At 47.3% G+C, this 15,126-nt stretch carries 15 protein-coding genes; 3 read left to right on the forward strand and 12 right to left on the reverse strand.

Going from position 1 to position 15,126, the window contains the following annotated elements; translation table 11 throughout:
- Positions 1–71: 71 nt before the first annotated feature.
- Positions 72–461, forward strand: coding sequence for a LapA family protein (locus DC345_RS09080; protein WP_113052787.1), 390 nt, complete (start codon positions 72–74; stop codon positions 459–461).
- Between the two features lie 117 nt (positions 462–578).
- Positions 579–1,619 carry a M42 family metallopeptidase gene (locus DC345_RS09085; protein ID WP_113052788.1) on the forward strand — a complete coding sequence of 347 codons (1,041 nt, stop codon included), beginning with the start codon at positions 579–581 and terminating at the stop codon, positions 1,617–1,619.
- A 195-nt stretch (positions 1,620–1,814) separates the two neighbouring features.
- On the opposite strand, the gene DC345_RS09090 is transcribed toward DC345_RS09085, so the two are convergent.
- The 9 genes from DC345_RS09090 to DC345_RS09130 form a co-directional block, all read right to left on the reverse strand.
- Entirely contained in the window at positions 1,815–2,753 is a 939-nt protein-coding gene (locus DC345_RS09090; RefSeq protein WP_113052789.1) for a hypothetical protein, read from the reverse strand.
- A 165-nt stretch (positions 2,754–2,918) separates the two neighbouring features.
- Entirely contained in the window at positions 2,919–4,853 is a 1,935-nt protein-coding gene (locus DC345_RS09095; protein ID WP_113052790.1) for an ABC-F family ATP-binding cassette domain-containing protein, read from the reverse strand.
- Positions 4,854–4,927: 74 nt separating this feature from the next.
- Positions 4,928–5,506 carry a TetR/AcrR family transcriptional regulator gene (locus DC345_RS09100; RefSeq protein WP_113052791.1) on the reverse strand — a complete coding sequence of 193 codons (579 nt, stop codon included), beginning with the start codon at positions 5,504–5,506 and terminating at the stop codon, positions 4,928–4,930.
- Between the two features lie 13 nt (positions 5,507–5,519).
- The gene (locus DC345_RS09105; protein WP_113052880.1) at positions 5,520–6,329 is read right to left on the reverse strand and encodes a DUF92 domain-containing protein; all 810 of its coding nucleotides are present in this window, start codon (positions 6,327–6,329) and stop codon (positions 5,520–5,522) included.
- Positions 6,330–6,577: 248 nt separating this feature from the next.
- On the reverse strand, positions 6,578–7,351 hold the full coding sequence (locus tag DC345_RS09110; RefSeq protein ID WP_076292050.1) for an ABC transporter permease: 774 nt from the start codon (positions 7,349–7,351) through the stop codon (positions 6,578–6,580).
- Positions 7,352–7,367: 16 nt separating this feature from the next.
- The gene (locus tag DC345_RS09115) at positions 7,368–8,144 is read right to left on the reverse strand and encodes an ABC transporter ATP-binding protein (protein WP_113052792.1); all 777 of its coding nucleotides are present in this window, start codon (positions 8,142–8,144) and stop codon (positions 7,368–7,370) included.
- A 27-nt stretch (positions 8,145–8,171) separates the two neighbouring features.
- On the reverse strand, positions 8,172–9,227 hold the full coding sequence (locus tag DC345_RS09120) for an ABC transporter substrate-binding protein (RefSeq protein WP_113052793.1): 1,056 nt from the start codon (positions 9,225–9,227) through the stop codon (positions 8,172–8,174).
- A gap of 21 nt (positions 9,228–9,248) precedes the next feature.
- The gene (locus tag DC345_RS09125; protein WP_113052794.1) at positions 9,249–10,688 is read right to left on the reverse strand and encodes an aryl-sulfate sulfotransferase; all 1,440 of its coding nucleotides are present in this window, start codon (positions 10,686–10,688) and stop codon (positions 9,249–9,251) included.
- Positions 10,689–10,734: 46 nt separating this feature from the next.
- Positions 10,735–11,292, reverse strand: a complete 558-nt coding sequence (locus DC345_RS09130; RefSeq protein WP_113052795.1) for a MarR family winged helix-turn-helix transcriptional regulator — start codon at positions 11,290–11,292, stop codon at positions 10,735–10,737.
- Positions 11,293–11,650: 358 nt separating this feature from the next.
- On the opposite strand from DC345_RS09130, the gene DC345_RS09135 reads away from it, so the two are divergent.
- Entirely contained in the window at positions 11,651–12,058 is a 408-nt protein-coding gene (locus DC345_RS09135) for a hypothetical protein (RefSeq protein WP_113052796.1), read from the forward strand.
- Between the two features lie 122 nt (positions 12,059–12,180).
- On the opposite strand, the gene DC345_RS09140 is transcribed toward DC345_RS09135, so the two are convergent.
- The 3 genes from DC345_RS09140 to DC345_RS09150 all read right to left on the reverse strand — a co-directional run bounded on the left by DC345_RS09140 (position 12,181) and on the right by DC345_RS09150 (position 15,115).
- The gene (locus tag DC345_RS09140; protein WP_113052797.1) at positions 12,181–12,816 is read right to left on the reverse strand and encodes a fumarylacetoacetate hydrolase family protein; all 636 of its coding nucleotides are present in this window, start codon (positions 12,814–12,816) and stop codon (positions 12,181–12,183) included.
- Between the two features lie 105 nt (positions 12,817–12,921).
- Positions 12,922–13,674, reverse strand: coding sequence for a glycerophosphodiester phosphodiesterase (locus DC345_RS09145; RefSeq protein ID WP_113052798.1), 753 nt, complete (start codon positions 13,672–13,674; stop codon positions 12,922–12,924).
- 31 nt (positions 13,675–13,705) lie between these two features.
- Positions 13,706–15,115, reverse strand: coding sequence for a CapA family protein (locus tag DC345_RS09150; protein ID WP_113052799.1), 1,410 nt, complete (start codon positions 15,113–15,115; stop codon positions 13,706–13,708).
- Positions 15,116–15,126 lie beyond the last annotated feature (11 nt).

A 15,126-nucleotide genomic window follows, 5' to 3' on the forward strand; every position in this document is an offset into this window, starting at 1 on the left:
CAAGATGCAAGCTTCATGAATTAGGGTAATTGCTTACATAGTCCTGAATTGTTCAACAAGGAGGCACCACCATGAAAATGCAATGGGCACTCATCGCAGGTCTCGTTTTTGCATTACTTACCGGAATTTTTGCGGTCATTAATGTGGATTCCGTACAAGTCAACCTGCTATTTAACACGGTTCAAATCCCGCTGATTCTGCTCATTCTTGGCTGCACCCTAATCGGTGGAATCATTGTAGGGTCTTATGGCATCTTCCGCCAATATCGACTGCAACGCGAGAACAAACAATTGAAGCTGCGTGTATCCGAGTTGGAAAGCTCAGCAGTAAGCAGCTCTACCTCTTCTCTGGATTCGTTTAAATCGATGGATACATTCGGAACGATCGATTCGGACAACGCTTCTGCTGAGTCCGATTCCATTCAGAGTCAACGAAAAGGAAATCCTTCGGGTACGCTGTAACACATCAGAGGCAGCCTGCTGGCTATCAAGAATGGGATTGTACATTCTGCCAGACAGGCTGTATTCTGTTTTAAGAACAACTTTCTGTACATTCATTAACGAGGAGGAAATTCCCATATGAGTTTTACCATTGACGAATCCTATGTCCTGTCTTTTCTGAAAAAGTTACTTGATACTCCCAGCCCTAGTGGCTATACCAAAGATATTATTGAGATGATCCGCAAGGAAGCTGAATCACTTCATGTTGCTTTTGAATTGAACAACAAAGGCGGAGCTGTACTCACATTGCCTGGACAGGATTCTTCCAGAACGATCGGACTGAGCGCACATGTGGATACATTGGGAGCCATGGTGCGTTCCATCACTTCCTACGGCACACTGAAGCTCACCTCTGTCGGTGGATTTACGATGAACAGTATCGAGAATGAGTATTGCTCCATCCATACACGTGATGGAAAGACCTATACAGGAACCATCCTATCCCTGCACCCTTCTGTGCACGTCTATCCGGATGCACGTACGTTTGAGCGAAGCGAGAGCCATATGGAAGTGCGTATCGATGAAGTGGTCTCTTCCAAGGAAGATGTTTTGGCATTGGGTATCTCTGTAGGGGACTTTATTTCCTTCGATGCCCGTGCGGTCATTACACCCAGCGGATATATCAAATCGCGTCACCTTGATGATAAAGCCAGCGTAGCTGCCTTGTTCGGTATCCTGGAATCTGCACATCGCGAAAACTGGAAACCACTACATAACGTTTCGCTGCTCATCTCAAACTACGAAGAAGTTGGACACGGCGCATCTTACATCCCTGCGGAAATTAGCGAATTAATTGCTGTAGACATGGGCGCAATGGGTGACGACCTGAGCTGCAAGGAGACGGATGTATCCATCTGTGCCAAGGATTCGTCCGGACCATATGACTATGATATGACCACTCGACTTATCGAACTGGCCAAACAAGCAAGCCTTGATTATGTCGTTGATATCTATCCACAATACGGCTCCGATGGCAGCGCAGCTTTACGTGGAGGAAATAACATTCGGGCTGCATTGATTGGTCCGGGTGTTCATGCTTCCCACTCCATGGAACGCACGCATAAAGACGCTGTCCTGAATACAGCGAGACTGCTCGCCGCATATATTACAACCAAGTAATTGTGACATGGTCATGGACAAGTCGTATGGTATTACAGCATTTGAATACATGATCAGAGTTGTGATTTCGATCTTGTCGGGGTATGCAATTCGACTTTGAACACCTATGATTTACCTGTATCATGTAAAAAAGGGCACTCCTGCTACGCCGCCGTTTAGGGGCACGCTGGAAGTGTCCTTTTTCTTTGAGATGATTTAGTCCGCTCGTTCAATATGTTCGAGATACCTACGTTCCAGATGCTCCAGCTTCACCTTGTGATCCCGGATCTCATCCTTCAGCACACGCATCGTGCTTCGAACTGCACTCAGTCCATCCTTCACCTGAGTTTCAGCTTTGCGAATTTTGTCTTGTACCATCCAATCCACAAAGAGATTATCGAAGAAATAGTCTGCGAATGAAAGCAGGCCTCCAAGGTGTAATTCCGTGTTTACAGCCATCTTCACATCCTCCAGCTCCTTTTGAAATCGGCGAAGGCGTCTTCCGGCATCCATAATGGCAACCTGAGCATCATCCATTCTGCTGCGCTTAATATGAGTCGAGATCATCCCCCCACCCATCATGTCGTATACTCCCCAATTTCCAGCAGAGGACAAAGCCTTTTTAGCACGTTCCAGTGCATCAAGCAGATACTGCCCCTCTCGTTCTGCTTCATTGAGCTCTTGAAGCTCTCCTGAGAGATGTTCCCGGTCCTCAGCCATTTGCTGCAATTCTGCATCTTTATCGAGCAAATCGTTTTCCTTTTTGCCCCATAACACCTTGTAATCACTCTGCCAGAATTGATATTGCCGCTGTCCTTCCAGTTGCTGCTCAACTTGCGAGCGCTGCTTCTGGATATCCGTTAACATCTGGCATGCTGTATCGTACGCTGCCTTACTTTCCATCAACTCCATTTCTTCTCTTTCCAGTCGATCCTCTTTTTTGCCGATTAAATGATAAAAGAATGCGGATAACGTCATGCTGTTGAGGCGATCGACATCGTTTTGTTCCTTCTGTAGATGCTCCAGACGCTGCTGTACTTTCCTCTTCCATTCCGCTTCCTCCTGATTCAGCTTCTCCAACCGATCATTCCATTTCTCATATATTCTTCCTTTTTCCTTGATCACTGCCAATTGTTCATTCAGTTCTCTGTACATGGATGTGGAGTTCTCCCCCTTCTATGGAATTCTTTATTTAATAAACGGATTGAATATGGTTAACGTTTCATATAAATTCATTTTCATCAATGCAAAAAAATCGCCATCCCCCAAAAGGCGACTACAAGCCGCTTTTGAGGAGAAGACGATTCATTGAAATAAACTTTAAGACTTGCTGTTTTCAATCTGTTCCGCAAGCTCATTCAGAACGGTCCACCGTTCCATCAGTTCGTCCAGATGACGCTCTGCCTCCGCCTGCTCTGCCATTAACTCCTGTAGACGGGCTGAGTCGCTGAACGATTCTTCCATCTCTTTATTAATGCGAGCGAGCTTGGCTTCAGCTTTTTCGATATTCTCATCGATCTGGTCATATTCACGCTGTTCCTTGAAGCTGAACTTCAACTTAGGTTTAGCCGCCGAGGCAGCAGGTTTACTTTCCTCCGTTGCCGGTTTCACTTTAGCTGCTGTTCCCGTCGCACTTTCCTGAGAAGATCCGGGTGCATTTTTCAGCATCCATTCTGCATATTCACTGTAGTCCCCAACATGCACACGCACAGCACCGCCACCTTCAAAAGACAGTACTTTATCCACCGTCCGATCCAGGAAGTACCGATCATGGGATACGACAAATACAACACCCGGGAAATCATCCAGGTAATCTTCGAGTACAGCGAGTGTCTGAATATCCAAGTCGTTCGTAGGTTCATCCAACAGCAGGACATTCGGTGCAGCCATCAGCACACGCAGCAGATATAGGCGACGCTTCTCTCCGCCAGACAGACGGGAGATTGGTGTCCACTGTGACGCAGGGGTGAAGAGGAAACGCTCCAGCATCTGAGCAGCGGTAATGAGAGATCCATCAGCCGTTTTTATATTCTCGGCCACTTCCTTGATGTACTCAATTACCCGCAGAGATTCATTCATCTCCTGATGCTCCTGAGTGAAGTAGCCCAAATTAACCGTTGGTCCCACAACAACTTCCCCTGCATCGGGTTCCAGCTTACCAGAAATCATTTGCAACAAGGTAGATTTACCGCTACCATTCGGGCCCACAATACCCACCCGATCACCAGGTACCGCAATGTAACTGAGATCGTCAATCAATTTACGGCCATCTGCCGATTTGGACAGATGCTCAATCTCCAGTATTTTTTTACCCAAACGAGTAGAACCCACGGATACCTCTAGTGAGCCTGAACGATTAGGCCCCTGTTGATCCTTTAACTGTTCAAAGCGATCAATTCTCGCTTTTTGTTTCGTGGTCCGTGCTTTTGCACCGCGACGAATCCAGGCGAGTTCCGTACGCAGCAGATTTTGCCGCTTTTGTTCGGATGCGGATTCACGCTCTTCACGCTCAGCCTTCAGTTCCAGGAAGCGGGTATAGTTGGCCTCATACCGGAATAAACGTCCATGATCGAGCTCCAACATCACATTTGCTACACGATCCAAGAAATAACGATCATGCGTAATCATGAGCAAGGCGCCGCGCCGTTTTTGCAAATACTGTTCCAGCCAAACTACGGAATCATTATCAATATGGTTCGTAGGCTCATCCAGAATGAGCAATTCGCAGGGATGAATCAGCGCGGAAGCAAGCGCCACCCGTTTGCGCTGTCCACCAGACAATGTGCCCATCAACGCATCAAATTGACGAATGCCCAGTTTGGACAGAATGCTCTTCGCTTCACTTTCCATCTGCCAAACTTGAAGCTGCTCCATTTGCTGGTTCAAGCGCAACAAACGCTCTTGCAGCGCCGGATCGGAAGGATTAAGTTCCAGCAGCTCCATTGTTTCTGTATACTCACGTACTGTTTTCATCTCCGGACTGTCACCCTCAAATACTTGTTGCAAGACCGTATTATTCGGGTTAAACTGCGGATTCTGTGCCAGGAACTGAATACGCACGTCATTCCCAATCGAGATCTGTCCTTCATCCGCTGGCTCCATACCCGCAATGACACGCAAAAAAGTGGACTTCCCGGTTCCATTGACACCAACGACACCAATTTTGTCCTGATCGCCCATGCCGAATGAGGCGTCTTTAAACAATATTTTCTCACCATAGCTTTTCGCAACTTGCTCTACCGTCATTATGTTCATTGCTCGTAACCTACTTCTCTGTAAAATGTATTCAATATGAGGCTGCGCATAAGATGCAATTACGCCCACTCACGCTATATTTGCAAAAAGGAACGACATCCGTCCAGAAACAAAGCTGCTGCAAAAGCAATTCGTTTGTTCAGGTGCTCCTCGTTAAAATCCGGATTCAGCATGATATCCATCTTTAGCCGATCGAGAATACCAATATAAGCTTCTGCGAGCAGCACAGGCTCAGGCACGCCAGCATGCTCTAACACCTCACGCACCATGCTCATATATTCATTCATAAACGCCTTCATGAATCTCATCAGATCCGGATCATTATTGGGTGCCATAAAAAACAGCTTGGTATGATTGCGGCGCTCATAATAATACGTAAGGTGAGTCTTGGCGATCGCGCCCAGTTTATCCCCCGTACTCTGATGTGATTTCAATGCATAATCCAGGCGGCTGATAAAACTGTCGCAGTCCCGCTTGGATACGGCAACAAATAACTGTTCCTTATTTTTAAAATATAAATATATGGTGCCTTTCGCGATACCCGCTTCGTCCGCAATATCGGACATTTTCGTCTCATAGAATCCTTTTGAACCGAAAATACCATAGGCTGCATCCAAAATTGCCTCCGATTTGTCTCCTTGCACAGTGCTCAAACGCACTCCCTCCCTACGACGCCAAAATGATACCCAAACCGATCGCCAAACATCCGCCGATCACCGAACTGAGCACGTTTACCAGATCATTACTCATCCAAGACCAGCCACGAGCCCGAACGGTTTTGTGTCCACAATGTTCACTGACCTCGACCTCCCGGCCGCATACTGTACAACGATACATATACTGAACCGTTGCCCCCAGATAAGAATCCGCAAAAGCTCCTGCCAATCCGCCTACAAGGCCGACACACATCCATCTGAACAGACTCAAACCTCCGATCCCGGCAACCCAGGAAAAGAAAAACGCACCCACGCCGATTAAAGCTCCACCTATGGCAGCAGCCAGCGTCCCAAGTAATGAAACACCTCCAGATGTACCTGGAGTCAGCACCTTCCACGTCACGACAGAGCGCGGTGGCTTACGGCTGAGACTTCCCCATTCGGTTGCCCATGTATCTGAAGTAACGGTAGCCATGACACCGATAAAAGCATACATCCAGGCCGGGTGTGGCAGAATCCAGTTTCCCAGAACAAGAAACATCCCAATTCCACCGTTAGCCATGACCTGTCCCGCATCACGATTGCCCGTCTTGGCATACGATTTCTCAAGCTCCTGCTTGCGATCCTTGCGAAACTTGGAGAACAGCGTTGAGGTAATGAAAAACAACAGCAGTGTTCCAAACCAGAACAGGTTGCCCGCTCCGTAATATATCGTACCCATGGTCACAGCCGCCAGGCAGCCGGATAGGGTTAGCGACTTCTTCGCGTAGGCAGCACCCGCCACAATAAAAGCGCATACGGCGCCAATAATCCAGTCCATAAGTTCTCCTGCATGTGGCAGCATCTATGGCCCACATGACGTTTTATATTTTTGAAATTCAATTATACCACGGTTTGAACCCAATGCCGAAACTCCCTAGCCCCGCATACAAAAAACCTGATTCAGCAACTTTGAAAGCTGCCAAATCAGGTCCATGATATTGCGATAAAATTGCGAGAAAACTGAGATGAATGATCCTGCTTCCGTTTAACTAAGGCTTCGAGGATTACAGTACCTCAAGTGCCCGTTCAGACCCGCTTCGTTCCACCAATTACACCATAACGGTAGAGCACGCTGCGACCAAACCAATTGAATAACCGATCGGTGAGAAAGCCCATAAAGCCCAGAGAAATCAGGCCGACAAAGATCCAATCTGTGCGAAAGAATAATCGGGAATTCCAGATCAGATAACCCACGCCTTCATTCGCAGCAATCATCTCTGCACCGATAATAGCCATATAGGAAGTGCCCATTGCCAGTCGCACCCCTGTGAAGATATACGGAGTCGTCGCCGGAACAACGACATGCAGCAAAATCTGCCATTCGTTTGCTCCCATACTGCGGGCTGACCGGATCTTGTCTTCTTCAATGGAGAGTACACCTGTCAGCGTGTTTAACACAACGATGAAAAACGTTGCATACATGATGAGCGCAATCTTCGATTGCTCCCCAATCCCGAACCAGACCAGGAACAGGGTAATGAATGCGATCGGCGGAATAAAGCGGATAAAATTAAGGAAAGGTTCGGCAAACAGCCGGATCATATGAACCTTGCCGATGATAAGCCCTACCGGGATCGCTATCACACTGCCAAGCACCCAACCCGCAAGCACACGTGTAAAACTAATTCCGATATACTGCATTAGTGTACCGTCAGCAAGCAGTTCACGGGCACCGAGAATGGTATCCCACGGACCGGGAATCACTTCAGGACCATAAAGCATGGCCCCTAGCTGCCAAATCAGAATTACCGTTACCCACAATAGAGGGATAGACACCCACTTTTTCTCCAACCATCTCATCTTGCTATCACCTCAATTATTCTTCAAAATGGCTTTGAATCTGGTCATATAGGGTGTTGAACTCCGATGAAGCAATATTCCTAGGATAAGACAGAGCATTATCGTAAATATCCGTTATCTTGGAAGAAGGCCCCACTGACATAATTCCAATCCGTTGACCCAGCAACAGCGCCTCCTGAATATCATGAGTGACAAAAATAACAGTCTTATGAGTTTCCTGCCAAATATTTACTAGCTCTTTCTGCATCGTACGCCGAGTCATTGCATCCAAGGCTCCAAATGGTTCATCCATCAACAGGATGGCCGAATCGTTGGCTAACACCCGGGCCAATTGCACCCGCTGCTTCATGCCACCTGACAATTCCTTTGGAAATTTGGCTTCATGACTCCCCAGTCCAACCAGCTCAATGTATCGGTCTGATATTGTACGCCGCTGAGACTTTGGCACCTTGGCCATCCGAAGTCCAAACTCCACATTCTCCCTGACGGTAAGCCACGGGAAGAGTGAAGAATCCGCCTGCTGGAATACCATGGCTCGATCCTTGCCCGGTCGATCGATCTCCTTATTATCCACCTTGAGCTGCCCCCCCGACTTGGAGATAAAGCCTGCAATCATATTTAGAAGTGTGGACTTGCCACATCCGCTGGGACCAAGCAGGACAAAAAATTCCCCTCCCTTGATGACCAGATCAACATCCTTGATAATATAGTGAACATCCCCATGGGTGGGGGCATTGTATGTTTTGCGAAGCTGCTCGATACGAATTGTATGCTGATCTGCAGGTAAAGACATGAGAACACCTCCAATGCAATTTGCGAGTTATTTACTATAAGTCACTTTATCTGGCAGTGTCTGCTTCAGGGGTTCCAGGTTCAGTTTGCTATCGAGATCAAAATCATGTTCGATGATCCCGTTATCCACCATATACTGCTTCTGCCCTGCCAGACTGTCATATGCTGCCTGGGTAAATCCAACTTCCCAAGGATTGATTGGAAGGTCCTTCAAGGTGGCCTCCTTAGGCTGCTTGGTTTCCTTATACATCAGGTCCGCAACCTCTTCAGGATGTGCCTGGGCATACACGGAGGCTTCATTCAGCGCCGCGAGAAAACCACTCACCGTTTCCGGGTTTGCCTGGATGAACTCATTGCTTGCCACGAGCCCCATTCCAAGGCGTACAGGTGTTTGGGACATATCCGTAAGTTGATGTACCCCTTCAAGCGCATCGAACTTATCCGTTAAGGCGGAACCGATGACCCAGGTTGCATCTAGATCACCCTGCTTTAGTGCAATGTAGGATTCGTCAAATGCTCCCTGACCCACCTGGGTTACATCATTTAGATCCAATCCCTGGTCCTTCAAATATTCATCCCACAGGTAAGGAATAAATGTACCGCGGATGAAACTTACTTTTTTACCCTTCAGATCTGCACCACTCTGTATATCGTTCTTGGCATACAATTTCCATGCAGCAGCCGCTTCATTCGTAGCCTGACCTGCGGAAGCAATAACAGAGTAATCCCCTTTTGCCAAAGCGTTCAATACAGGAAAGTCAGCCCCGTACGCAATATCCACCTGCTTGATAAACAGTGCATTTACACCTTCCGCTGGTGAACCAAACGTAATGCTCTCTGCATCAATGCCTCGGCTTGCAAAGAAACCTTTGGCAATGGCTACCCTGAACGTTGGGTTTGTACTTGTATCTGCGATCCGGATTTTCACTTTTTTGGCCTCTGTGCCGGATGCGCCTTTTGCTTCGGATACCGTTTCGTTTGCTGAACATCCCGATAATATCAATAACAGTGATAAGAGCATCAATAATGCACCAGTTAAGGTGGACGGTTTTCTCACAGTATGCACCCCATTCGTTCTAATCATTGTTCGTCGCTCTTCGCCACCTCACTTGCCTTCATCTGACGTTGCCACACAGGCTGCACCTTCAACAAACGGCAGTGTTACCTCAACACTTACAACGGATGAAGAGCCTTTGGGCGCTGCGCCCGGCACTCTGTAGGCAGACACATCAATCGCTTCAATAGCAACCTCCTGCGGCTTCTCCAACTGTGGTACCCAGTGATAAGGCACACGATACGAACGATAGACCATATTGGTGTTCCGTCCATCCTTATAAGGGGATATATATTCCCAAACCAGCTCATACTCGGATGTAACCTCGAACAGTCTTCCATTGGAGCCCTCAGTAATTAGCGTGTTTCCATTAGGTAATCGCTGAGCGGAGCTAATATACGGGCTATAAAATTTATAGGAATCTGTCGGAACGGAAAATCCAGCTTCTGCGGATGTATATTGCCAAACAATCTCCAGGGTCACCGGATTGATCTCCAGCACACGTGAATGATCGCGAACGGCATGTTTCAAGCCATATGGAGAAGCTGGGTTAGGCAGACCATAACCGGCCCAGCCGCCATTGTCGAATACCAGCAGATTCCCTTCTCCGGGCAAACCTTGGGGAATGATATGTGCATGATGCTGTCCAATAATGGTGCCGATATGCTTCACTTCAGGCAAAGAGTAATCGGGACCTAATCTCCATACGATCTTTCCACTCTGTCTGTCGGTAATTGCGATAATATTTGCTTCTCTGGCATCCCAGATAATATTGTCGGGATGGAACCGCTCGTCTCCATTTTCATAGAAATGGTTTGGACCCACATAAGAAGCTGAATTAATATGTAGCCAATCGCCCACCCCACCACCGAGATGTCCAAATGAGCGTGTGTTCGGGTCACGGAACAGAACATTACGGGCGGCCTCATCGAATCCAAGTTCCTCAAAGTGCTCGTTCGGCAGCCATTCCCATAATACATTTCCCTCCCAATCGACTTCTATAATCGCATCATCAAGCAAAGGTTTATCCGAAATGGATGGGTTATTCACATTTTTATGAGCAAGAATCAGTGTCTTCCCGCTCTGTGTCTTTGGTGCGAGCCCAGGAGCGTAATAGCCGACTGGATTGCCTTCACGTTGGAAATCATGGTGCTGACGAGCGTACCACAGCGGTTCATATCCCGGATCTTCGATGTGTTCGTAGCTATTGTATTTCCACACAATGTTGCCATCCCAATCTACCTGGACCAAATCGACGTTGTCCTGGATACCGAACTTCGGATCCCTTCGCCCCGTGCTGCCCAATACGAAGCCACCGGGGAATACTTTGGCCGGAAAACCCAGTAGCCCTTTCCACAGGTGAACCTCCTTACCATTCATATCAATCAGTACTACACCTTCCTCCCCTGCCTGATACACGGTATAACCACCCCAAGCCTTAATAGGGTTATATACGGTTGCCCCGGTTGGATAAATTGTTGAATGCCCCATTGATCATCTCTCCCTTGGATTGTTTGTTTTCACATCGGATCAAACGCTAATAACTGAGATAGTTGCTCTTTCCGGTACTCTCCCTCTGCTTCTGTTCAGGGTCACTTTCGGTGGATGGATCGTGTTCCTGCCTCCCGTTGTTCTCTGCCAATTCCAGCAGCGTATCCGAGAACCCCTCCAGATTCGCTATCACCCGCTCATAAAATTGGCTTTGCTGCTCCAGTTCCTCCGTCGTAAAGCCCTCAAACAGAAGCGTGATACATCGGGCACCGATATTGCTGTTCCGTGCAAACATCTCCCGTCCACTTGCAGTAATGTCCAGCAGAACTGTCCGGCGGTCATCTTCCTTGCGCCTGCGGATCGTAAGTCCCTTTTTCTCCAACTTGTCTGTTAAAGCTGTAATGGCACCTGAAGTGAAGTCCAGTTGTTCAGCCAAATCCCCCAGCCGCTGTTCCCCTTCACGAATGATTTTGTGCAGGATGAGCATGCCTGGTAGACTGACCCCCTCTACCGATATGCGATCTCGTTCTTTCACGAATCGTCTGACCATTTTACGGAACAACCAATCCGTCTTCTCCAACGCTTCCCAGTCGTTATTGCTCATTTCATCCTCCCTGTCTAACTGAAACGGCAGCAAATACGAAAAAAGGCTCCCGTGGACATTCCATAGTGGAGTAGTCCCGGGAGCCTTTGGTGGTCCAATCAGCTCGCTACTGTTCAATTTATTTCACTGTTCATTTAATGAGTGTTAAAATAATTGAGTTCATCATATAACCCACTAACCCAACCTGTCAAGTATGAATTTAATTTTATTTTTTCGTAGCTAGATGTCCCTCATATTTAAATTACTTATCCGGTTTTAAGTTTCACTTCAGCTTTCCCGGTTACATTATCCTCAGAGCGTTACATCAAACCAGCTACGATTCAATTCGTACTTAACCATAGAAATGAGGATGACACATATGAATATGAAGCGCGTAATCATTGTCGGAACAATGATTGTCACCATGTCTTTCGCCGGAACAGCCTGGGGCAGATCAGCGATAACCCCTATACCTTTGACGAAATGGTCCATCGTTAACATAGATACCAAAGACAATAGTGGAGATGAGTTACTGAGTGCTCTGAATCAAAAGTCGGAAGATGGCTTGGTCCAGGATCTGTACGCGGGTAAATCGCTGAGGATGATTGCAGATGAGAACGCTGGTGACTTTAACGAGGTTGTCGCATTGCAAATAAGGCAGCTCAAGGAGCAGTTAGATCAAAGACTCGCAAGTGGAAGTATTAGCGCTGAGCAGCACGCAACGCACAGTAGTGAACTGGAAGAGTTAGTCACGGAGAGTGCCAATACAGCCTACAGCTTCGCGTAAATGAAAAGTCTCCCATGTGCTATGGCAGAGAATGAGGGCACGCCAAAAAGGAGCGTCGAAACGCCCCTTTATCTGTTGGTTTCATATTTACTCTAAGTAAGCAGATTGATGATGCATGGTACTTACTGAACTGCTGCTGTAATCGTACATTTGCCCAAGGAGTCGCCGCCCCAGGCCAGTTCAAGCACATCTCCTGCTGCCGTTGGTCCAACCCCTTCTGGTGTACCTGTAAAGATGACATCTCCTGATCCCAGTCCGTAATGATGACCTACATAATCCACAATATCCTGTAGACTGAAGATCATGTTACGAATATTGCCCCGTTGGACCTCGGCACCGTTCTTGATGAGTGTAAAGTCTTTCTCAAGAAGAGCCTGGGCCCCCGGAAATGGCTGGAATGCAGTAATCGGAGCCGAGTTCTTAAACCCTTTGGCTGCAGTCCACGGATGTCCCTTTTTCTTAATGACCGTCTGTACGTCACGTAATGTAAAATCAATGCCAAATGCATACGCGTCAACCAACTCATCTACAGCCATACCCGGCTCATAATCCCGCCCGATTTGAATGACCAGTTCAGCCTCATAATGAACTTCGCCCTTTGTCGCAGGCAATTGCAGCGTTTCACTATTCAAGGCCACAACCGCATGGGAAGGCTTCATAAAGATCATCGGTTCATCCGGAACCGCGTTACCCAATTCTTCTGCATGAAGTTTATAATTTCGTCCTACACAATATACATTGCGAATGTTTGTCAGCATGGATTTAACGACCACCTTTATCGGATTCATTAGCGTATATGGAGCATGTTCATCTTTTTATTATATAAGTACATATCATATTTTCGCTATTCAAAAAAATGGAGTTTATGGTCTGAAAAATCGACTGCTCGTTTCATGAAAAGCCTGCTCCCACACATCAGGCCGGTTTGTGCATAACATCAGCTCCGGATCAATCGCCGCAAGACGCTTCATGATGGTTTTATCATCCACTGTCCAGGCCATTACCTGAATGCCTTCGATACGCATCTCGCGCATAAGCGATTTGTCCACATTGGTGTATCCGATAGAAAGAAAATTGCAATTCATCTGCCGCAGCACTGCTGCCAGATCCCCTGGCCGTGCATCGATAATCAAACCTGTTTTGAACTCCGGAGCCAGTTTCTTCACTTCAACCAGAGCCGCAGGTTCAAACGAAGTGATGACCACATCATGCTGCATATGCCTTTTCCTCACCTCATGAATAACCGCTGCTGGCAGACCGGGATACATGTTCCCTTGCGTTTTCAATTCGATATTCAATCGAACTTTTCCACAGGAACGTTCCAGTACTTCACTAAGCGAAGGAACACGTTCCCCTTTATAAGCTTTTCCTTTCCAAGATCCCGCATCCAGCTGCTGAATATCTGCCCAGTCCTTTTCCCGAACTAATCCTTTTCCATTCGTAGTCCGATCAAAAGTAAAATCATGAATAACCACCGGCACACCATCACGTGACAGCTGTACATCCAACTCCATCCACTGAACTTCAGGCTGTTCCATGGCAAGCAGAAATGCAGCCATCGTATTTTCTGGTGCAATGGACGAAAAACCACGGTGCGCTACACAAAGGTTGTTCATTTCATCCCCTCCTCAATAAATAAATTGAATCTTATTTTACCGTTGCGAATCCATTCGCATCAAAACGAATACCTGGCGAAAGCTGGGTCATCTGCTCCAGTAGAAGTTTGTTAGCTTGATCTACCATGGGAATCGCCTGACCCAACCCTGCTTCATATGGGATAACCTTCATGTTACATTTGGCATCCTTACTACAGCTCGCCTGGAAAATCGCTGTTTTCCACGTTTCCTCTGTCGTTGATTTCGAGAAAATAAAGTTGCCTGTACTATATGCAATCCATTTGCCTTTGTAGTACTCTACCCCTTGCAAGACATGAGGATGCCCACCAATGACCAGATCAGCTCCGGCATCTACAAATTCATGCGCCAGTCGGGTCTGATCATTGTTCGGTGTGCTGACCCGTTCTTCTCCCCAGTGTGCAACAACGATAACCAAATCAGCCTTTTGACGGGCTTCCTGAATTGCTTTTACCGCTCCAGTAGAATCATAAGTCTCGGCAACACCTGCCCGATTCCCTTCCGCTTTCCAGCTCGTTTCAGGCACAACCCGACTGAATCCAAGCAGTGCAATCTTCATGCCTTTGCGCTCCAGATATGCTGGTGCATACGCCTCATCCCTATTCATACCCGCCCCTGTGTGCGCAATACCATATTGGTCAAGATAAGTTAACGTATCGACCAAGCCTTCTACACCTTGATCCAGGATATGATTGTTGGCCAGATTCACCGCATCAAATCCTGCTGAAACCATCGCTTCGAGCGCTTTTGGCGAAGACTTGTATACATAGGTTTTGTCTGCTGCACCAGTTCCACCAAGGGTTACTGGAGTTTCAAGGTTACCAATGGTCAGATCATCTTCCTTGAACAAGTTGCCGAGCTTTGCAAAGGGATAGTCATAACCATTCTTATCCAACAATTCAGCCACTTTGCCCGAAAACTGGATATCCCCAACAAAGTTAATGGTTATATCTTTTGCCGAATTAGATGGCTGTTTCGTCTCATTCCCTGTACCTTCACTCCCCTTGGAACCGGAAGAAGCAGAAGTATCCGACGTTTTTTTCGTTCCCGTATCTGTCTTTCCATTTGCCTTGGAATCTGCAGCATCAGGCTTTTTCTCACCAGACTTACCGCCGGAATTTTCAGTTACCTGTTTGTCAGAATCCTCCGATCCTTCATCCGAAGTAGTACCCTCCTCCGAATCCGTGTCAGGTGAACTCACCTGATCACCCCCCTGAGGCCCCTCTTCATTCACAGGTTCCTGATTCACAGCCGTTTCTGTCAACGCTGGGTCTATTCGTTGCTCCTGCATACCTACTGCGTAATAGATGCCGACAAGTCCAATTGCCGCAATCAATACCAGATTAATGATCCAAATCCGGCGTTTGCGAGCACGTTTCACTTTTTTCTTTTGTACACTTCGTTTTGATCTTGGGGGATACATAGGCAGCTCCT

It is taken from the genome of Paenibacillus taichungensis, from assembly GCF_003287275.1.
Lineage (GTDB): Bacteria > Bacillota > Bacilli > Paenibacillales > Paenibacillaceae > Paenibacillus > Paenibacillus taichungensis_A.